General features: G+C 69.9%; 14 protein-coding genes. 9 read left to right on the top strand and 5 right to left on the bottom strand.

The features are described 5' to 3' along the window. Window positions 1–57: 57 nt before the first annotated feature. On the bottom strand, window positions 58–1,188 hold the full coding sequence (locus QSK05_RS11055; RefSeq protein WP_285596769.1) for an RICIN domain-containing protein: 1,131 nt from the start codon (window positions 1,186–1,188) through the stop codon (window positions 58–60). Between the two features lie 49 nt (window positions 1,189–1,237). Continuing rightward, a complete protein-coding gene (locus QSK05_RS11050; protein ID WP_285596767.1) occupies window positions 1,238–9,376 on the bottom strand; it encodes a hypothetical protein in 8,139 nt (2,712 codons plus the stop codon). 349 nt (window positions 9,377–9,725) lie between these two features. Between QSK05_RS11050 and QSK05_RS11045 the strand changes: the two genes are divergently transcribed. From QSK05_RS11045 to QSK05_RS11015, 7 genes are all read left to right on the top strand, one after another. Next, the gene (locus QSK05_RS11045) at window positions 9,726–10,052 is read left to right on the top strand and encodes a hypothetical protein (protein WP_285596765.1); all 327 of its coding nucleotides are present in this window, start codon (window positions 9,726–9,728) and stop codon (window positions 10,050–10,052) included. A 5-nt stretch (window positions 10,053–10,057) separates the two neighbouring features. Further along, complete coding sequence (locus tag QSK05_RS11040) at window positions 10,058–10,354, top strand: hypothetical protein (RefSeq protein WP_285596763.1); 297 nt, start codon at window positions 10,058–10,060, stop codon at window positions 10,352–10,354. Then, window positions 10,351–10,935: a helix-turn-helix transcriptional regulator gene (locus QSK05_RS11035; RefSeq protein ID WP_285596761.1), complete on the top strand. Its 585-nt coding sequence runs from the start codon at window positions 10,351–10,353 to the stop codon at window positions 10,933–10,935. Before QSK05_RS11040 ends, QSK05_RS11035 begins: the two co-directional genes overlap by 4 nt. Before the next feature lie 58 nt (window positions 10,936–10,993). Beyond that, window positions 10,994–11,503 (top strand): sigma-70 family RNA polymerase sigma factor, encoded by a 510-nt coding sequence (locus QSK05_RS11030; protein ID WP_285596758.1) that lies wholly within the window; start codon window positions 10,994–10,996, stop codon window positions 11,501–11,503. A 164-nt stretch (window positions 11,504–11,667) separates the two neighbouring features. Beyond that, window positions 11,668–13,149, top strand: a complete 1,482-nt coding sequence (locus QSK05_RS11025; protein ID WP_285596756.1) for a hypothetical protein — start codon at window positions 11,668–11,670, stop codon at window positions 13,147–13,149. Further along, on the top strand, window positions 13,146–13,607 hold the full coding sequence (locus QSK05_RS11020; RefSeq protein WP_285596754.1) for an MEKHLA domain-containing protein: 462 nt from the start codon (window positions 13,146–13,148) through the stop codon (window positions 13,605–13,607). Before QSK05_RS11025 ends, QSK05_RS11020 begins: the two co-directional genes overlap by 4 nt. Before the next feature lie 198 nt (window positions 13,608–13,805). Further along, a complete protein-coding gene (locus tag QSK05_RS11015) occupies window positions 13,806–16,703 on the top strand; it encodes an AfsR/SARP family transcriptional regulator (RefSeq protein WP_285596752.1) in 2,898 nt (965 codons plus the stop codon). 30 nt (window positions 16,704–16,733) lie between these two features. Here the strand turns inward: QSK05_RS11015 and QSK05_RS11010 are convergent, their stop codons facing one another. Beyond that, window positions 16,734–17,171, bottom strand: a complete 438-nt coding sequence (locus QSK05_RS11010) for a cupin domain-containing protein (protein ID WP_352301026.1) — start codon at window positions 17,169–17,171, stop codon at window positions 16,734–16,736. Between the two features lie 271 nt (window positions 17,172–17,442). Here QSK05_RS11010 and QSK05_RS11005 point away from each other — a divergent pair, with 271 nt between their 5' ends. Next, the gene (locus QSK05_RS11005) at window positions 17,443–18,633 is read left to right on the top strand and encodes an MFS transporter (RefSeq protein WP_285596747.1); all 1,191 of its coding nucleotides are present in this window, start codon (window positions 17,443–17,445) and stop codon (window positions 18,631–18,633) included. Here QSK05_RS11005 and QSK05_RS11000 read toward each other — a convergent pair. Then, window positions 18,620–19,432 (bottom strand): alpha/beta hydrolase, encoded by an 813-nt coding sequence (locus QSK05_RS11000; RefSeq protein ID WP_285596746.1) that lies wholly within the window; start codon window positions 19,430–19,432, stop codon window positions 18,620–18,622. The two genes, QSK05_RS11005 and QSK05_RS11000, sit on opposite strands and share 14 nt — an antisense overlap. Window positions 19,433–19,651: 219 nt before the next feature. On the opposite strand from QSK05_RS11000, the gene QSK05_RS10995 reads away from it, so the two are divergent. Further along, window positions 19,652–20,059 (top strand): hypothetical protein, encoded by a 408-nt coding sequence (locus QSK05_RS10995; protein ID WP_285596744.1) that lies wholly within the window; start codon window positions 19,652–19,654, stop codon window positions 20,057–20,059. A gap of 52 nt (window positions 20,060–20,111) precedes the next feature. On the opposite strand, the gene QSK05_RS10990 is transcribed toward QSK05_RS10995, so the two are convergent. Then, complete coding sequence (locus QSK05_RS10990) at window positions 20,112–20,576, bottom strand: peptidase inhibitor family I36 protein (RefSeq protein WP_285596742.1); 465 nt, start codon at window positions 20,574–20,576, stop codon at window positions 20,112–20,114. Between the last annotated feature and the right edge of the window lie 118 nt (window positions 20,577–20,694).

Here is a 20,694-nt window from a genome sequence, read left to right as displayed (position 1 = left end):
AGGAGTGAACGCGCGACCTGGCTCTTACGTACGGCGTCCAGAGTTGTGCCCTAGCTGTCAGCCGAAGCGCCAGATGTGGTCGTCGTCGGGGTGGCACGGGTACAGCGTCAGCTTCAGGCCGGCGACCTTGTTGCTGCCGTCGGGGTTGGCCACGTTCAGGCAGAGCCCGCTCTTGACGTGCACCAGGTAGAAGCCGTTGCCCTGGGCCCGAGCCCGGAACATCTGGTTGTCGCGGCTGCCGAACAGGCAGTTGTGGGTGTTCACCGCGACGCCCGAGTTCACGCTGCCGGAGCCGTTGACGTCCAGGCACCACTGCGACTTCACGTTGCGCAGCAGGAACGAGCCGTCCTGATCCTTGACCGTCTGGTACTCCTGGTTGTCCCCGCTGCCCGGGCTGCAGGCGCGCTGACGCACCAGCACGTTCTCGGCCACCGTTCCGGTGCCGTCGAGATCGGCGCAGAAGCCCGTGACCAGGTTCCTCAACACCCCCACGGTCGTGATCGTGTCGGCGGCCGCCGCGGCGGGGGCGCTGGTCTTCGAGCTCGAGGACGTGTCGGTCGGCTCGGAGCCCCCGTTCCCCTGAGTGGTGCCCCGGGTGGTGGGTTCCCGGCTGCCCCCGCTGTTCCTCCCCTGTCCCGCCGCCGGATCCGGGTCCGCGGCGGCGCCACCTCCGGCCGGGTTCGCGGCCGCCGGATCGGTGGTGCGGGAAGGGGTTCCGGCCGCGGAGCGCTCGCGGGTCGGGCCGACGCCGGTCGGTGAGGGCAGCGAGGATCCGGTCGCGACCGTGACGCTCCCGGCCGCATCCTCACCCGGCGATCCGGTGAAGGCCTGGACGCCCTTCACCCCACCGGCCACCAGCGCGACCAGCACCACGACGATGCCGGCCATCACGGCCATGCCTTTCACCCCGCGGGCCGGGAAACCGACCGAGGGCAGCCGCCCGAGCACGCCCGAGGCCCAGGAGTCCATCAGCGCGGCCCGCCGGTGCTCCGTGTCCGGGCCGTCTCCTTCTTCCTGACCTCCCTCGACGTCCTCCTCGCCCGCGCCCGCCTCGTCCCGCTCGAGGACTCCCAGGAGCACCGTCTCCATCTCCGGGTCCAGGCTCGCGCCCGGAGTAACCACGTCCGCCGGCTCGCCGGCGCCCTCCCCTCCCTGGCCGTCCTCGTCCCGCACGTCTCTGGGATTCACGCTTCTTCTCCTATTGCCACGATGAACAGGTCATGAAACCGGCCGTGCCTCAGCCGCACGTCACCACGGCCTCCCGCAGGGTCCGGACCGGTCCGGACCACGACGTGCGCATCTTCTGCAGCAACGCCAGCCGGTCGAGCCAGTCGTGCTTGACGGCCGGATCCGCCGACCGCCCGGCCGACCGGATCCGCTCCAGGACGTCGTCCGCACGGCCGCTGAGCATCAGGAGCAGGGCGCCGCTCAGCTCCACCCCCAGGTTCGACATCTGCCCGGCGGACCCGGGCGCCCGGACCGCCCGCAGCGCACCGTCCAGGGCGGACGGCTGCCGGGCCACCAGCTCGCCCAGGGCCACCAGCTCGAGAAGCCCTCGGCGGGCGAGCAGTTCCTTGCCGGCCACACGGCTCAGGTGACCCCGGAACGCCGTCCGCAAGGACGCGTCCTCCAGCTCGCGCAGCCAGACCGCACTCAGCGAACTGCCCACCGTGTCAGCCTGAAAGACCCTTTCCAGCAACGCGTCGGCGAGGTTCGTCACCGGGAGCACCGACTCCGGCGAAAGGTCGACGGGCGCCGCGACCGGGTCCGGCCCGAATCCGGGCTCCAGCAGGAGAACGGCCAGGACCGGGACCATCTCGTGCACGATCCGGTCGCGGAGTCCGGGATCGTGAACGCCGGTCAGACGGCCGGTCACGAATGTCTGGGCGAACCCGAAAGCATCGCTCCCGGCGATCTCCGGGTGCTCCACCATCGCCCGCGCGGTCTCGCGGGCCAGGTGCACCCACCACTGCCGCCTCTGTTCCGGATGCACCGCGGCGTCGAGAGCCGCCACGACGTCGACCACGGTCAGACCCGGCACCCCCTGGTCCCGTATCCGGTTCAGCAACCGGACGTCCGCGTTCGGCACCGGCGGCTGATCAGGCTGCTGCCCCAGATGCCGGCCCACCGGATCGACCCGGTGCCGGTCGGCCACCCCGGGGTCCGCGCCGACCCGGATCAGCTCCACCCGGGCCGGTGCGGACCCCGGGTAAACGGGCACGGCGATCCGGAATTCGCGAACCTCGCCGCCGTCGACCGTCAACGCCACGGTCCGGACGCCGAAGTCGGCGATGATCTCCTGGTGAGAGAACGTCCTCGGATCGGTCGCCAGTCTCACCGGGTGGCCCTCCGGGAAGCGCACCTGCCCGGCGCGTTCGTCCGGCTCGGGCCGGGGCACCACGTCCCCCTGCCCGATACGCTCGAACTCCTCCTGTACTTCGAGGAGAACGGCCAGGTGATCCGCGATGGTGGAGAGCTCAACGGCACCGGGCGCTGCCGGGGCGTCCTTGCGCAGGTACTCCACCGCGATGTCGTGCAGCATCCTCAGGTCCCGCAGCGACGGCGGGGCGTGACCCGTGGACATCAGTGTCGGAGCATGGTCGAGCTTGATCGGATGCAGATCCACCCGGGCTCGTACGGGTACCTGGCCCGAATCACTCCGCCCCTGGGTACTCGGCCCATCGACGAAGGGCTGGGTACGGATCCACGGACCAGGCAGCACAAATCGAGGGTCCAACGTCGGGTGGGGAGGATAGCGATCCTTCAGACCTGTCAGATGCCCCAGTTCGTGGTTGATCGTGGCGGCATCGCTCGTGACGTAGACGAGGCTGGAGTTCTCCCGCCCGGACCCGGGAGCCACCATCAGCTCTGCCTCTCCCAGCACCGTGTCCGTTCCACCCGGACCGCTCGTGATGTCGGGGCGGACCCGGACGAAGACTCTCCACCCCGCATGCGCGAAACCTTCGGTCCGGTTCCAGTAACGGGCCGCCCCCGCCCGCATCCGGGCCGCGACCACGGCCACTTCCTCCGGCCTCACGCCGTCCAGCGCCCGGAGGCGGACACGCGGACGCATCTCGACCAGGCGGACCGGCGGGTCCTCCTCCGGCAGGTCAACCACCTTCGCCTGCCGCCGGCCGTCCGGGGGCAGCTGGAAGATCCACGGTGACCGCAGAGCTTCCTCCGCCAGACGATCCAGGATCGCCGGTAGCGGATCATGGCTGGGATCGTTGGTGCTCTGCCGAATCTCGTCCAGTTGAAGCCGGACATGAGCACGCAACGCTGCTGTCCGTTCCGGCAGCTCTCCTCCCTCGGCGATCCGCGGAGGAGGCCCCTGCGGCCCGGCGAGCACGCCGGCCACCCGGACCAGGGCCTGTTTCAGCAACATCTCACGCTTGGGCCCGGCCGGAAGGGTGCCCTGGTCGATGAAGGCCTGCAGTGTCGTGCTGTCAAAAGCCGGCTGCGGAGAAGTGTTCAAGAAGTTCACAGCGGCACTCAGCGGAAATGGATCCCCTTGGCCGACCAGGAAACCAATCTCCTCCCTGACCATGCGCGTCACGTCCTCGGGCGGGGCGGTGCCGATCGCGGTCGGCAGGAGCAGTCCCGAGCGGCGCAGCAGCGCTGCGTGTACCCGGCAGATGTCCAGCCAGGAATGCTGATACGACCGGGCCAGGTGGGGATTCATCAGCCACCACGGGACCCTCTCCGCCGGCATCACGGGCAGCTTCCCTCGATCGAGGTCACGTCCCAGACCCGATGTCTGGAAGCCAATCTCGACCAGCTGACCGACGTCCGGCATCTCGAGTGCGTCGGAGAAGCGGGGTTTCCAGGCCAGCGCGTTCCCGGACATCGACAGACCGGTCGACATGTTCGCGGGGGCTGCCTCACGGGCCGACAAGACATGGTGGGGGCTCAGCGACGGCAGATGACGGGGATCCCGATCGTCGTGCAGAACGAACCGCGACTCCTGCGGCGCCAGCGAGCGCCAACGGTCCAGCCCTTCCGACGCTGCCGTCGGGTCCGCCACCTGGCTCGCCGAGATCGTGATCCGATGAGGATGGGCCGGGAGGTGACGGCCGCGGGTCTCGACCGACATCCCGTCCGAGAGCATCAGTCCGGCAGCTGTACTCAGTACGTGGACGGTGTGCTGTGGACCCGGGAGGATCTTCCCGTCGTGGGAGACTCCCTCTCGGGCGATCTGGAGGTGCGGCTGGGTCCTGGCCTGGAGCAGTCTTTCACCCCAAGGGGTGCCCGGGTGGGTCATCTCGTGCAGTTCGCTGATCCCGACAACTCCGTCGGCCGACCGTGCACTCATCCAGCCGCGGTAGAGGGAGGTGTCGTGGAGCGGATGAATCTGGTACCGCTGCCCCGGCACGGCATCGCTCTCCGGGTGAAGCGGGGTCAGCTGGTCGGCGGCGAAGTACAGATCGAGGCCGAAGTCCTGCACCAAGGTCCGGGCGATCCCGGGGTCGATGTGGCTCGCCACCAGGCGGACCGGGATGCTGTCGCGGCTGGGCGAACGGGACGCGATGTCGCCCAGGACGTGCCGGATCATCGGCACCACGTCCGGGCCCCGAGCGTCCGCCGGGCGTCCGGTGTCGTCGAGAATGACGACCAGAGGGCGTGTTTCGTCGCCCGCAGGAGGCGGAACCTTACTCACTTCGGCGCGTGCCGGGGAGACCAGTGTCCACCCCGGGCCGGTGCGCCGCACCCATGGGCCCGTCGGCGAGGCCACCGGCGTTCCCGCGTGGTCGGCCAGGGTGAGGGGGCGCGGATCCGACAGATTCTCCGGTTCAGTCGGTTTCGCGGGATCGCTCCGGGGAAGGGGCGGCACGATCTGGAAGGTGCTGCCCAGGTGATCGACCAGCCAGGCCTGACCGGCCACCTTCCCCGAGGTCTGCTGCAGGTCGTGCCGACGGATGTACGCCCATCCGTCGGGGCAGTCGAGCAGGTCCCGGCCGACCGGCCCGAGAGGATAGACGACATCGAGATCGAGATCGGTCACAAGCTGCCGGATCAGGCCCTCACCGAGGAGTCCGTCATAGAGCCGCCAGCTCAAGTGCCCCTCGCGAGCGAGGTTCGTAATGGTCAGGACCACCTGCTCGCGCAATTCCTGGGTCGCCGGTATCCCTTGCCATTGACTGCCGGTCAGGGCCATTCGTCCCGGCTCCTCCGACATCACGGGAATGTCGTGAGCGTGACCGGGCCCGGCGAGGATGAGGGTGTGGAACGGCGGCTGGGGAGGCTGGACGAGAAGCTCCCAGCCGGCGGCCAACGGGATTTCCCGCCAGTCGTTCTCGTTCAACAGGGGCGTTCCGTCGGGCCTGATCGCCCGCAGGGCCAGTTCCGACGTTCCGATCACATCGGCTTCGCAGTCCCACAGGTTGCGGATCCGGGAACCGGTATCCCCCAGAGCCCCGGTGCCGGGCGAGAACCACTCCATGAACCCTTCGTCGTTCCTCGCCGCTCCCACGAACCGGTCGTCGCTGCGGACCAGAACGGTCGTCCCCCTTCCTCCGATCTCGAGCAGGTGTTCCAGGTTCCAGGTGAGGTCCTCGGTGAGCACCTGCCGCCACTTCACCCGCTCGGGCGGCTGATCCGCTCCGTAAAGCGTTTCCATCACGATGCGTTCGGTGGCGAACGGAGTCTGCAACACCGATCGGACCCGGTCCCGGAAGTCGATCGCCGACCCTGATTTCAGGTCCGGCCGGAACACCACCATCCACCCGGACTCTCCCTCGGGCAGCACCGCGTCCCACAAGGGCACCGGCCCGGCGCCCTCCCGGAGATTCTCGATCGGGTGCCACACTCTTTCCGCACCGTCGTAGTGGGCCAGTCCCCGCAGGATGCCGTCCATCTGCACCACCACCGTCTCGCCGGGGCGGCGGATCACGCCCGCCAATCGGGCGCCCAGATCGGGGCCGATCGGGAAAACCTCGCCCTCGGCCGGGGACAGCCCCAGTCGCTCGAGCCCGGCCGGGCCGAAGATCTCGACCCGGGACATGAGCTCGACGATGTCGGTCGGCTTCTCCGAGGTGGGACCGAGCCCTTCGCCGAGGCTCTCGGCCTCGTTCAGGTCCTCGTCCTCGTCGAATCCTTGGCTCCCGTCGGACTCGTCGCCCTCGTCGAGCACGGCGGCCGGTGAGGACGTCCGGGCCGGCTGCACCGGACGCCGAGGCTGCCAGGCCAGGCTCGACCGGTCCGGCCCGACCACGGAGACCGAGACCAGTCCACCGTCGGGGAGCGGGGCTTGGTCGAGGCGTCGCACCGGATGGCCAACGGTTTCGCGGCCCGCGTCGAGCCACAGAAGTTCGCCCTGCGCGTTCAGGGCCAGGCCACTGAACTTCTCGCCGTGCCGGACCAGGACCGTCGTCCCCGGCCCACCGCGCAGCAGGTTCGCCCGCAGACCGTCCTCGAGCAGTTCCATCTCGCGGTGGTCGAGGTGCGGGGCCCGCGGGGGGACCTCGGTCTCGGCGCCGTGGACCGTCCGCAGGGCAGAGTGCTCCTGCCGTAGCGGGGCGAAGACCAGGTCACGGACCTGAGCCGGCACATCACTGCCCAGGATCGCCGGGAGCGCCCCGGGCCGCGGACGCAGGATTCCGACCGACAGGGACCGGCCGGCGGGGAAGTCCACCTCCGCCAGAGCGACCGGGACACCGTCGCCGAAGGCCCGACCGCCCCCGGAACCGGTCCACATCAGGTCGGGGCCGTCCCGGTAGGCCACTCCCAGGGTCTCCGCGCCGGACGAGACCAGCAGGACCGTTCCCGGCGCCGAGGCGAGCCTGGTCATCGCCGCGAGGCCGGAACCGGCGGGCAGGACCGTGTCACCGGCCACCTCGTAGGTCGCGTCCAGCCCCCGGACCAGACCGTTGCGCAGGTTCAGCGTCGTGAACCGCGTGTCCAGGACGCCTCGCCACCGGATGAGCTGGGGGCCCGGCACCACCGGCGCCACGTCACCGGCAACCACGTCACCGGCAACCACGTCACCGGCAACCACGTCACCGGCAACCACGTCACCGGCAACCACGTCACCGGCAACCACGTCACCGGCCGCCACGGACACATCGGCCAGCACCGAGGTTGCGGCCTGATCGGAGGCCGACCCCGCCGGGGCCTGATGGACGGCCGCACCCGCCGGCGCCTGATGGAGGAACGGACCCGCCGGGGCCTGGTCGACAACCGGACCGGCGGAGGCCGGTGGCGCCTGCGGGCTCTCCAGCAGGGCCAGCGCCTCGTCGGCGGACCGGTCCGGGGAAAGCCGGGGTAATTCCGGAGCTTCCGCGAGCCGGGTGGAATCGACGCCGACGGGCTCCGCGCGGCTCCCCTGTCCCGGAATGATGTTCTCGCTCTCGGGGGTCCACCACCGCAGCCCTACCCAGAACCGATGAACCGCCGGTTCGAAGAGGTGCTGAACCTCGTACCCCTGAAGTGTCGGCCGTCCGTCCGGCGACCGGATCCCGAGATCCCAGGCCGCGTAGGCGTTGACGGCCGGCAACGGAGGCCCCTCCAAGGGAGTGACGTCGTACAGGGACCCGGGACCGGTCATGACGGCGGTGTCCCGCCGGAGCTGGTCGTGATAGACGGCCGTCGCCTTCTCACCGCCCGGATCCGCCGGCCGGATGTGCTGCAGGTACTGCCTCGAGCGCTCCAGCACCAGGTTGATCACGCGGTTCTGCGGGCCCGCGATCAGCACATTGTTGTTCAGCCAGCCGACCCCGTAGGCCTGCCGGGCCGCGACGTCGAGATGTTCCTGGCCGATCTGGTCGGGAAACGGCTCACCGGCGTCGTCGAGATGGCGCTCCAGCCATTTGAGTGAGGCGATCCGGGGCCCGACGACCGGCATGTCTCCCGTCCTCATGGGCATCGGCCCGACATCGGCCCAGCTGAATCTGCCCGGGGCGACGTCCACATCCGCGTAGACTCCACCCAGCAGCCACAGCACCGACCAGCGGATGAGGTCGCTCGCCGCCGGGAACGCCCCCGCGATCAGGGTGTCGGCCAGCAGCGCCGTCAGGGTGGTTCCGCCCACGCGCTCGATCAGGTCCACCGTGTCGTCGTGGATCTCGACGATGTCCCCGAGCATCTGGGTGTGATCCGGCGACCACCGGTTCACGTCCGGCACGGTCCACAGGTGCAGGGGCACGTCACCGGCCGCCAGGCGCCAGCCGCGCAGGTTCTCCACCGCGTCCGGGGTGAGTTCGCCTCCCATCCAGACGAAGTGCATCTGCCGGGGGACGAACGTGCTGACCGTCCTGACTGCCTGCGGTATGAGATCGCGCAGGACCCCTTCTCTCGCCCGGAGGTCTGACAGTCTCTCCGGCGGAACCCCTTCCTGGCCCATCAGCCCCTCGATCTCCCGCCGGGCCCGGTCTTCGAGAACCCGGACAACGCCGGTCCGGCCGGCCTGCTGGGCCCGGAACGCGTGGGCGAGCACCGCCGCCGTGTCCGCCTCAGCACCGGGCACCGGGTCCACCGGGTGCAGGAAGACCTCCACCCGGTATCCGGGGCCGTCTGTGGCCGACAGGGAGGACACGGCGGACGGGGCGGCGACCTCGTCGCGCGTCTTGACCGCAAAGGTGCCGCCCGTCGTCCCCCGGTACTCGACAGCTGCCCGCACCGCCTCGACCAGTTCCTGGGCGAGTTCCGGGCTGACCGGAGGACCGGCCACGCCGTCGCCACCGGGTACCGGCACCACCGCGATGCCGACGTCGAACTCCGCGGCCAGCAATCCCCTTCGGATCGCCCGCCCCATATCGTCGAGCTGCCCCCAGGACTGCGCCGGCAGATCGCGGGACCGGAAGGCCGGCAGGAAGATCGACATCGAGAGGCCGTCGGGCAAGGGCTCGCGGGCGGGCGGCAGCGCACCGGACAGCCCGGTCTCGCCCAGCCGGTCCGGCCAGGCGTCGAGGCCGGCCTCCTGGACGAGGTCGTCGGCGGCCCTCCACCAGGCCGGGACCGGGCTCCGATCTACGGCCGGGGTGGGCGCCACGAACAGCTGCGCGCGAAGATCCGGCCAGCGGGCGCTCAGGCTCGGGGCCGGTTCCGTACCGGAAAAGCTCCGCATGGCATCGAAGCTGCCGCCCCGGGGCAGGGCGACGCTCGCGAGGGGAACCAGCGGCAGACCGGCCGTGGTGTCGGGGGTGGCCCAGACCTGCCGACCGGGCTCGTGGTAGGCCATTCCGATCATCCGGCCCTCGTGCAGGAGAATGACGGCGCTGCCGGCCACCGTCAGCGCCCGGTCCAGGTACTCGCGGACCCCGGCCGCCGCGACCGTGGTGAAAGGGCTGGTCATCCGCAGATCCAGAGCCGCCACCACCACTGCCGTCCAGATGTCGGTGGAGGGCGGGCACTGCGACGGGAGGTCAGCTTCACGGGGCACTACGGAGCTCCAGGATCGACCGGGCGGCCGTGGGAAGTTGCGGACCGGGAGTTGCGGACCGGAATCAGTCTCGGCCACGGGTGTTGACGGACGATCGACGCGCCCGAACCCGGCCCGGCCGGAGGTCCGTCCTGACACCGGCCCTCCGGCCGGAGCGGTCTCGTCATGACAGCACGCCTGGCCCCTCTCCGGCATCACCGGACCGCCGGTGTGGGCGGGAAAGGCAGCCAATGCGTCCTGTTCGGCCAACCCGCCCCCGGCGGCCGGTGAACGGATCGGACCCTGCCGGCGTAGTCCCGGTCACATCCTGTCTCACTCCACCAGTCGTCCGACGGAACGGAGCAACACCGTGCCTTCCGACATCCAGATCGTCTACGCCGACGTGCGGGGGGTCGCGGTCAGCCTCCGGTCGGTGACCACCAGGACCCTGCCGAGGCTGACCACGGTGCAGGACACAGTGAACGCGCTGCTGACCGATCCCGAGGGCCTGTGGTTGTGCCGGTCCAGTCCGGCGCTGCAGGATCAGTACCAGGCCTTTCACCGTTCCGTCGCCCGGGCGATCGACGAGATCCCCACCTGGGCCGCACAGTTCGAGGGCCTGACCACCCAGATCGAGGCAATGAGCCCGCACGTCGTCCCTGGGTCCGGTCCGGCCGGACACCCGAGCGAAAGGTGATGCACATGGCCGACATCGAGGTGGCTCCAGGCACCGTTCGGCACGCGGTAGACGTGGTGAACGACCACCAGGACACGATCGTCGACGAGCTGGAACGGCTGCTGTCCGCCGTGACCGCCCTGCTGACCCACGAGGGCGGACTGTGGCTGCAGCAGTCGAGCCCGGTGACGGGCATCGAACTGCAGGCCTTCTCGCGTGATCTGCAGCAGACGATCACCATCTTCCGCTGTTTCGCCGAGAGTTTCACCTCCACGGTCACCGACCTCGAAGGGCCCGAGAACCCACCCGGAGAGCGCCCGTGAGTCCGGCTGCCACCCACCCCACCCCGACGTCGGTCGTCATCGAGGCACCCGATCAGCTCAGCGAGTACGCGGTCGTGACGCTGCTGGCGGCCGACCGGAAGATCCGGGTACTGCCGGCCGCGGAACTGGGGCAGGCGGACGTCCTGGTGATCGTGACGCCCGTCCTGACCGAGTTCCTGCGCGGACGGGCCGAGGAGCTGCTGCGCACCTTCCCCGGCCCCTGTATCCTGATCGTCGACCGGATCGACCCCGCACCGGACCGGCGTTCCCCGGCCGCCGCGACCGGTCTGCTGCTGCGTTCCGAGGTCACCTCCGAACTGCTCACCGCCCGGATCCGGCAGGCTGCCCGGGGCGCCGGGCACCTGCGGGTCGCCGGCGAGAGTCCGACCCCTCCCCTGGACCACCGGGAGACCCTGATCCTGCGGATGCTCGCCGAAGGGCTCGAGATCCCGGAGATCGCGTCCCGGCTGAACTGTTCGGAGGGCAACGTCAGGCGGATCCTCAGTCTGCTGATGAACCGGCTCGGGCTGAGCAACCGGTGGCAGGCCGTGGCCTACGCGTTCCGCGCCGACCTGCTGTGACGCCACCACCGATCACCGCAGCAATCGCGTGTCAACGCCGGTCCCGGATCGTCGCCCTGTGTCCAGCGACCGCCCCGGTGACGACTTCGCCCACGCCCTGATGACCGAACATCGCCCGTTCCTGCACGTGTACGTGCGTAATCTGATGCGCAGCGACCAGTCCCGGGTGGACGACGTGGTCCAGGAGACCATCGTGCGGGCCTGGCAGCACCGGGGGCGGATCCCGGCGGAAGCGGTGCGGCCCTGGCTCTTCCGGGTAGCCCGCAACCAGGTGGTCGATCTGTGGCGGCGGCGCCCGGCGCTGCCGGTCGAGTCTTTCGAGACGCAGTCCTGCGACCCGGCCGACTCCCGCCAGGAGGACGCCTTCGAACGGGTGCTCCAGGATCACGCCACCGTCGCCCTGCTGCGGGGCCTGTCGGACCGTCACCGGGAAGTGCTGGTGCACCTGTACTGCCTCGACCGCTCCCAGACCCAGACCGCCCGTGCCCTCGGGCTCGCCGAGGGCACGGTGAAATCCCGGGCCCACTATGCGATCGAGCGACTCCGGGCACTGCCGCCCACGGCCTGACCAGGCGACTTCCCGGTCTCTGAACGCGGCTCCGGCGGTCGTTCACTCATCCTCCAGCCGCCGCTGGTGGACTGGTCCGGCCCGGACGCGGAGACGTCCGGGTGCGCCCGGGGTCCCCTCCCCCCCGGGCGCTTCAAGCACCAGGCAGCAAGGAGAGTCAGCACATGCCCGGCCCAGAGCTCAACTTCGACACCAGCGTCTTCGACCGGGAGTACATCACCCTGGCCGACGGCCGGGAAGCCATCGTGCGCGGTGGCCGCGACCTCTTCGACCGGCTGCCGAGGGCGTTCGAGGGCATCAACCAGATCGCGGTGATCGGCTGGGGCCCGCAGGGGTCGGCGCAGGCCCAGAACCTGCGCGACTCGCTCGACGGAAAGCTCAAGGTGATCGTCGGCCTGCGCACCGGTTCCGGCTCCGCCGGGGCCGCCCGGGCCGCCGGGTTCACCGAGGCGGACGGCACTCTCGGCGAGATGTTCGAGGTGATCGCCGCGTCCGACCTGGTCCTGCTGCTGATCTCCGACGCCGCCCAGGTCGAGCTGCACGAGCAGATCTTCGCGGCGCTGCGCCCGGGGGCGACCCTCGGTCTCTCGCACGGCTTCCTGCTCGGGTTCCTCGACCAGCAGGGTGGCCGGTTCCCGGAGAACATCGACGTCATCGCGGTCTGCCCCAAGGGCATGGGCGCCTCGGTGCGCGCCCTGTACCAGCAGGGGGCACACACCAACGGCGCCGGGATCAACGCCAGTTTCGCGATCGAGCAGGACGTCAGCGGCCGGGCCACGGAACGGGCCCTGGGCTGGTCGGTCGGCCTCGGCGCGCCGTACACGTTCCAGACCACGCTGCGCTCGGAGTACCTGTCCGACCTCACCGGTGAGCGCGCCATCCTCCTCGGTGGCGTGCACGGCATCGTCGAGAGCCTGTACCGGCGCTTGCGCGAGCAGGGCCTGGACGAGACCGAGGCCTACCGGCACTCGGTGGACTGCGTCACCGGCCCGATCTCGCGCATCGTGTCCCGGCACGGGCTCATCGGCCTGTACCGGACCTTTGAGGACGACGAACTCGTCACCTTCCAGAAGGCTTACGCCGCCGCGTACCCCGTCGGCCTGGAAATCGTCCACGAGATCTACGACGAGGTCGCCTCCGGCAACGAGATCCGCAGCGTGATCCTGGCGGGTGAGCGGCTCCAGCGCTTCGGGATGGGCACGATCGACGCCTCCCCGATGTGGAAGGCCGGTGAGGTGGCCCGCGGCACCCGCGACGACGAGAAGCTGGTCCTGGACCCGGGAACGGCCGGCGTCTTCTGCGGCGTGATGATGGCGCAGGTCGACACGTTCTTCGAGAAGGGGCACCCGTACTCGGAGATCGCGAACGAGTCGGTGATCGAGGCCACCGACTCGCTGAACCCGTACATGCACGCCCGGGGCGTCGCGTTCATGGTGGACAACTGCTCCACCACGGCCCGGCTGGGCTCGCGCAAGTGGGCCCCGCGATTCGACTACCTGCTCACCCAGAGCACCTACCCGGCGCTCGACGGCCCGGGGGCCGAGGTCGACCTGAGCCTGCTCCAGGCATTCGAGGAGCACCCGGTGCACGAGGTGCTGAGCGTCTGCGCGCAGATGCGCCCGTCCGTCGACATCTTCGTCGAGTGAACCACCGGATGGGCCCCCGCGACCAGGAGTTCGCCGACCTCCTCCTGAGCAGCCACCTCACCACGATCGGACGCCCCTTGGCCCCGGAAGGGGTGACCGGGGAACAGTTGTCGGACTGGTTCTACACCGCGCCGTTCGGCCTGCTGGCGCACGAGTTCTCGGCCGATCCGGTCTTCGTCTACGCCAATCTGCAGGCGCAGAAGCTGTTCGGGTACGACTGGGACGAGTTCACCGGCCTGCCCTCGCGGCTGTCGGCGGGGCCTCAGGACCGGGCAGCCCGTGATGCCCTGCTGAAGGAAGTGGCGGAGAACGGGTACACCGACGACTACCGGGGCCTGCGAGTCACCCGTTCGGGCCGCCCCTTCTGGATCGAGAGGGTAACGGTCTGGAACCTCACGGGGACGAACGGCAAGGCGTACGGGCAGGCAGCGCTGATCCGCCGCTGGCAGGACGCCTGAAGGACGCACCGGACGGGCGGCGCACACCTGGTCCGGTGACCGGGCCGGTTCTGCAGACAGCCGGAGCCGCCCGGAGGTGGCGGTGGGTGCGCGCGAAGACCTCGCGGCACCCACCGTCCGTTGCCCGTTCGGCCAGTGCCTCAAGATGCCCGATCCGTCCCGGTGATCCCCGTTCTCGGATGGATCTATGCTCCCCCCATGTCCCAAGGAACCCAAGAGCCACCGACGGAGTACTGGTTCCAGCTCCTGGGGCCACTGCGGTTCTGGCGTGACGGCGTCGAGATCGAGACCGGCCCCCGCCAGCAGCGTTGCCTTCTCGCCCTGCTACTGGCCCGCGCGGGCCAGCCCGTCGGCGTCAGCGAGATGGTCGACGTGCTGTGGGGTGACGAGCCGACGGCCAGCGCCGTGAACGTCATCCACCGCTACATCGGGGCCCTGCGCCGCCTGACCGAGCCCGGCCTCGCCGCCCGCGGGCACAGCTCCTGGCTGGTCAGGCAGGGCAACAGCTATCGCCTCACCGCCGGTGCGGAAGCCAGCGACGTGGTGGCGTTCCGGGACCTGGTCGAACGCGCTCGCACGCTGAGCCGCGACCACGACTACGCGCCATCACTCGATCTGTACCAGAAGGCCATCGAGCTGTGGTCCGGGCCGTGTGCCGCCGACCTGGCCGACTCCGGGCCGGCCACCGCCGTCTTCCACGCACTCAACCGGCAGCTCTTCGACGTGGCCATGGAGGCCGCCGACCTGGCGATGCGGCTAGGGCTGGCCGACAGGCTGCTGCCGGCGCTGCGGCGGGTGGCCTCGTGGGACCACCTGAACGAGCCCCTGCACGCCCAGCTCATGACGCTGCTGCACGAGGCCGGTCACCGGGCCGAGGCCTTCGCCGTCCACGACACGTTGCGCACCCGGCTGGACGAGGAACTGGGGCTCGAGCCCGGTCCGGAGTGCCGCGCGGTCCAGCAGCGCCTGCTGACCGGCACCCCGGCCGTTCCCGACCCCAGCGGTGAACGTCCCGAACCGACCTATGACGAGCTGGCCAACCCGCCGGCGTCCCTGGTCGTGCGTCCGGCCCAGCTCCCGCCCGACCTGCCGGTCTTCGTCGGGCGTGAGGACGAGACGCAGGTCGTGACCGGCCTGCTGCAACGGCGCCACGACGAACCGCAGGCCGCGCCCCTGGTGATCGCGCTCAGCGGGATGGGCGGGGTCGGCAAGTCCACCTTCGCCGTACACCTGGCTCACCTCTTGGCCCCGGGGCACGCCGACGGCCAGCTCTACCTCGACCTGCGCGGTTCCGGAGACGGCGAGCAGAGCGTCTCCACCGGTGAGGCACTCACCCTCCTGCTGCACTCGCTCGGAATGCCCGCCGTCTCGGTGCCCGAGCAGGTCCCGGCGCAGGTCGGCATGTACCGGAGCCTGACCGTGGACAAGCGGATGATCGTGCTGCTCGACAACGCCCACACCGTGCAGCAGGTGCGGCCCCTGGTTCCGAACTCGGCCCAGAGCCTGGTGCTCGTCACCAGCCGCGCACCGCTGGCCGGACTGGCGGCGGTGGAGGGGGCCAGGCTCCTGCTGATGGACCTGCCCACCGCCCAGATCGCCCGCGAGATCCTGCTGGCCCGGCTGCCCGCCACCGGGCAGACCCCCGACCCGGCGGTCGTCGACGAGATCGTCGAACTGTGCGGCCGGCTGCCGCTGGCCCTGGCCCTGGTCGCCGCCCAGATGGCCGCCCGGCCCTGGTTCTCCCTGCAGGCGGTGGCCGACGGGCTGCGCGACGCCCCGCGACTCGAGGCGTTCGGGCACGACGAGACCAACAACGACCCCCGCAGCGTCTTCGCCTGGTCGTACCGGCACCTGGGACCGGAGGCCGCCCGGCTCTTCCGCTACCTGTCGATTCGGATCGGCCCGTCCATCTCCGCCTCGGCCTGTGCCAGTCTGCTCGGCACCGAACTGGCCACCACCCGGGCGCTGCTCCAGGAGCTCGCCGGCTCGGCCTTGATCTCCGAGGTCGAACCCGGCCGGTACAGCTCCCACGTGCTGGTGCGGGCCTACGCCGAGGAGCTCTTCCTCGAGATCGACAGCCCGCAGGAGCGGCAGGAGGCCGGCACCCGACTGCTGCAGCACTACCAGCACAGCAGTTTCGCGGCCCACGTCGCGGTCCGGCCGCACCTGAGGCCGGTGCCGCCGTTGGGTCTGGCCCACTCCGTGCACCCCGAGTCCCCGGCGGGCTTCCACACCGCCATGTCCTGGTTCGCGACCGAGCGACCGGTCCTCGTCGACGCCGTGACCCGGGCCACCGAACGGCGTTTCGGGGTGGAGTCCTGGCGTCTGGCCCTGACCCTTCAGCAGTACTTCCAGCGGGGCGCGTTCTTCCAGGACTGGATGAACGTCATGTCGACGGCACTGCAGGCCGCGCGGCGCGACGAGGACCGTGCGGGGCAGGCGTACTCGCTGCGGAGTCTGGCCGGGGCCCACTTCTTCTTCGGCCGCTACGACGAGGCCCTCGACCTGCTGGACGAGGCCGGGCAACTGTTCACCGAGATGGGGTTCCCGGAAGAACGCGGGTACGTCCACACCAATCGCGGCGACGTGCTGATCCGGCTGAAGCGGCACGAGGAGGCGCTGGCGGAGTATCAGAAGGCCCACCGGCAGTTCGTCACCTCGGGCAACGCCCAGCGCGAGGTACGGGCGATGTCGGAGGTGGGCCACACGCTGGCTCTGCTCGGCGACAACGCGGAGGCCGAGACCCAGTTGCGCAGTGCCCTGGCCCGCAACGACCAGGTCGGGAACCTCGAGCAGGAAGGGCAGATCCGCGTCTACATCGGCCGGCTGCAGACCGGCCTGAAAGACTACCGCTCCGCGATCAAGGAGCTGGAGGACGCGGTGCTGGTGCTGAACCGGGTGGGTCACCGCACCCTCGAGTTCGACGCCCTGCTGATGATCATCGAATCCTGGCTCGCCCTGGAGGATTACGACAGCGCCTGGAAGACCTGGCACACCGCCCACGAGCTGGCTCAGACCTGGCAGAACGGCGGGACGCTCCAGACCGCCGAGCGGCTGGACCGACTAAGACCGCCAGTGGAGCCGGAAGGCGTCTGATCGATGACCCTTCCGGCCCCACAGCGGGTTCTACTGGAAGCTGCAGCCCGGGTTGGCCGCATCCTGCGACAGCGGCGACCCGGTCGGCAGCACGTACAGCACCTCGAGCACGACCGGGGTACGACCGCGGTTGATCCCGATGTGCACATTCTCCGCGCCGGCGGGCTCCCGAATCACGCTGCCACGCCGGTACACACCGTCCGAGGCGCACGTGTCGTCGAAGTGGCTCAAAGTGCCCTGCTTGACCTTACCGAAGAGCCACCCGTCGTGGTAATGCCAACCGGTGGCTTGCCCCGGCGGGATCGTAATCTCGCGCCGAACGTAATCAGTGTGACCGATGGTCTTCTGGGAGATGATCGTGCCGACCACCCCCGGCCCGGCCGGAGTGGCCTGGGCGGCACCGGCGGCACTCATGGTGAACGTGGCCGCGGCGGTGGCCGCCAGCCCGGCCCGCAGGGCCTTCTTCATTGCCGGCATCTGTTTCGCCTCGTTATTTCTCGCAGTCTGCTGCGTCGGGCCGGACCGTCCACCGGTCCGGCCGACCTGTCACGTCGATCACCAGTCAGCGAGCTTCACGACTGCACCTCCTCCGTCTCACGGTTGACGAAAACCAGTGAACGCAGCTCATCTGAACCAGGAGTGAACGTCCAGTTCCGCACTCCGGCGACGGTCGGGAAGTGCTTCTCCACTGTGCGGTGAGACCTTCGGGAGAAGCATCCGGACACCGAGGAGTCACGTCATGCCCAGCCCACCCCCGGGCCGCGAGTTCCCGGCCCTACTGACCGCCGAAACTCTCTCGGTGGTGGGCGATCAGCTATCCCGGGTAGCGTTGGCACTGCTGGTCTTCGAGCGCACCCGTTCGGCCGGGCTCAGCGGCCTGACCTACGCCCTGACATACCTGCCGACGGTGGCCGGTGCCCTCACCCTCTCGCAGCTGGCCGACCGCCGGCCACGCCGCCAGGTATCCGTGGCCATCGACACGGTGCGGGCCCTGATCATGATGACGATGGCCCTTCCCGGCCTGTCGTTGCCGGTGCTGTGCGGCTGCGTGGGCCTGTCCGCGTTCCTCAGCGGCCCCTACGCGGCCACCCGCCTGGCTCTTCTGCGCGACGTTCTCCCACAGGACCAATTTGGCGCGGGAATGGCTGTGCGACAATCGCTCTCGCAGGGCGGCCAGCTCATCGGCTACTGTGCGGGCGGCGTGCTCGCCACGACGGTCGGGCCCAGCCGGTGCCTGCTGATCGACGCGCTCACCTTTGCCGCGGCGGCGCTGATCGTGCAGGTGTGGGTACGTCCGCGACCGGCGGCGCTGACCGGGACCACGGGCGGGAGTACCCGCACCACGTTCGCCCTCATCTGGCGCTCCCCGTCGCTGCGGGCCATCTTCCTGTCCACCGGGCTGGGACTCTTCCTCACCGCGCCGAAGGCGCTGGCCACGCCGCTGGCGTTCGACCTGCACCTGGACACCGCCTGGGTGGGCATCTTCATGGCCTCCGAGGGCCTGTTCTCGGTCGTGACCCTGGCCGTCTTCGCCCGCTACGTCGACGCGAGCCGGTACCGCCGGCTGTTCCCGGCCGCCTGTCTGGTGCCGGGACTCCCCCTGCTGGTAACCGGCGTCCTCCATCAGCCTCTGCTTGTAGTCATAACTTTCGGTATCAGCGGCGCCACGTGGTCGGTGCTGACCGTGCTCGCCGCATCCTCGTTCGCCGACCTGCTGCCGAACGACCAGCGAGGACGCGGCATGGGCATCGCCGCGTCGATGAATGCGACGGCTCAGGGAGCCGGTGCCTTCCTGGCCGGCGTCGTCGCCGACCAGGTGGGAGCAGGGACGGCCATCGGCGTCCTGGCGCTGGCCGGCGGCCTTTTCGCCCTGCTCCCCTCCCTCGCGTCGATCCGCCTGGCTCAGGAGCCGCTGCTCACGCGGCCGTGACGTCGACCTTCCCGGCCAGCCAGGTCAGCGATGCGTCGGCGATCTCGCCCCAACCCTGGTCCAGGGCCAGCGAATGCCCCCGGTCGGCGAACTGCCTCAGCTCGGTCACGGCCGGCGACGAGGCGTACTGCCTGAACGCGCCCCGGGTGACCACGTCCGGGACGGTGTGGTCCTGCTGGCCCGAGATGAACAGCAGCGGTCCCCGATCCGGGTTGGCGGTGTTCACGGCGGCGGCGGAGTGACGGGAGAAGTTCGCGAAAGCGGCCTCGAACAGCGGACGTCCGGGTGAGGGGATCGTCCATCGCTCGAACAGCTCGTCCGACTCGCCCTCGCTGATCGCGTTACCGAACCCGTACCGGAACTGCGCCTTCGTCAACGCCACCGAACGCCTACGGTTGGCCGGATTACCCAGCACCGGCGAACCCGACCGCAACTGCGCCAACGGCAGCGCCTTGACCCCCTTGATCTGCGCCGGATCGATCGCCACCCCCGCCCGCCCCAGACCCTGCCCCAGCAGCTTCTGCACGAACAGACCACCGAACGAGTGCCCGACCAGCACCGGCGCACTCGGCAGCGCCTGAATGATCTTCGTGTAATGCTCGGTCACGTCGTCGATCCCGATCCCGGCGACCGCCTCGGGATTCGCGCGAGCCTCCTCGACCGTGGCCGGCTCGTTCGGCCAACCCGGGAACACCGGCTCGTAGCCCTGCCCGGCGAACCGTTCGGCCCAGGCCTGCCAGGACGAGGCGTGCAGCCACAGACCGTGGATGAAGACGACCGGAACTCGCGTGCTGGTCATGGGAGTCCTTCCCGCTGAAACGTTCGGATGCGTGCCCGGTCCGGACGGACCGTCCAGCGCATCCTTCATCACCGGTGTTGATTTCCAGTTGTTCCCGGGCGCACCCGACCGGCGCGCCCCGGCGGCGGCCACTGCGAATCAAGACGCCGTGCAGCGCCTGTCCAGTGCACTCTGGTTCCATCGGCCTGGTCCGACCGAATCAACACGGGAGCCTGAATCTTGGCGAAGAAGAACACACTCCGACGACTCGCCGCCCTGGGCGCGACCGCCCTGGCCACGACCGTCATCGCGGTCTCCGGGATGTCCGGGGCGTCGGCCGCCACCAACCCCTACAACCAGGTCCGGATCTGCGCGCAGGGCGACTACTGGGCCTCGGCCGTCATCTACAAGGACACCGCGGGCAGCACCGTCTGGCTGAAGACTCCGCAGATCAAGCCGGGCACCTGCTGGGACACGATTCTCAACACGAACGGTGTGCGGGTCCGGATCAACGTGGGCGGCACCCAGACCCAGAACTCCACGCCCGCCCGGTACATCGGCTTCGGTCTCTGGAACAGCACCGCGCCCATCGCCCTGGGCGCCGAGGGCAAGTTCGCCGGGACCGTCAAGCTGGTCGAGTACAAGTAGCGCCGGTCCGAGGGCGGCCGGTTCCCCGGGACCGGCCGCTCTCAGGTGACGATCAGCAGGCGGCGCTCACCGAATCGTTCATGTTGACGGTGTATCCCCGGCCGTCGCTCCCGCTGCCTCCCCAGTAGGAGGTCGTCTGCGTCAGGCTGGACAGCCTCCCGCCGGCGCTGACGATGAAGTACCAGTCACCCTGCGGGGACGGCCACTGGGCCTTGTTGTAGGAGACCACGGCCGTCCCGGAGTTGTTGATGACCGACGACGCGTTGTTGTCGGCCAGCGTTCCACTGCTGAAATAGTTGTCACCCAGGTACTTCTCGCAATTCGGCAGGCCGGAGGAGTTGGTACCGAGAGTGAGGATCCCTCCCGTGTACCCGGCGCCCTCGAACAGGCACACCTTGCCCGACGCGCAGTCGGCGCTGCTGGCGGCCTGCGCGGTGGGAGCGGCCACGGCGGACATCGCCGCCGCGGCGGCGACGGCGGAAGCCGCCGCCATGACGGCTCGGATCGTGAAACGCACGAACGGTCCTTTCCTGGATTCCAGATGGCCCGTCGACCCTAGGAAGACGCACTGGACGAGGGATGGACGAGGTCTTGACCCACCCCGGCCACGCATACTGAAGCCCGCCCCGAGCAGC

The sequence above is a fragment of the Kineosporia sp. NBRC 101731 genome (assembly GCF_030269305.1).
Lineage (GTDB): Bacteria > Actinomycetota > Actinomycetes > Actinomycetales > Kineosporiaceae > Kineosporia.
Note: the sequence above shows the minus strand (reverse complement) of the source record. Positions and strands in the feature narration are given on the sequence as shown.

Excerpts from the sequence above, each read along its gene's own strand:
- QSK05_RS11040 (WP_285596763.1), top strand. The coding sequence starts at position 10,058 with ATGGCCGACATCGAGGTGGCTCCAGGCACCGTTCGGCACGCGGTAGAC.
- QSK05_RS11025 (WP_285596756.1), top strand. The coding sequence starts at position 11,668 with ATGCCCGGCCCAGAGCTCAACTTCGACACCAGCGTCTTCGACCGGGAG.
- QSK05_RS11015 (WP_285596752.1), top strand. The coding sequence starts at position 13,806 with ATGTCCCAAGGAACCCAAGAGCCACCGACGGAGTACTGGTTCCAGCTC.
- QSK05_RS11010 (WP_352301026.1), bottom strand. The coding sequence starts at position 17,171 with ATGAAGAAGGCCCTGCGGGCCGGGCTGGCGGCCACCGCCGCGGCCACG.
- QSK05_RS11005 (WP_285596747.1), top strand. The coding sequence starts at position 17,443 with ATGCCCAGCCCACCCCCGGGCCGCGAGTTCCCGGCCCTACTGACCGCC.
- QSK05_RS11000 (WP_285596746.1), bottom strand. The coding sequence starts at position 19,432 with ATGACCAGCACGCGAGTTCCGGTCGTCTTCATCCACGGTCTGTGGCTG.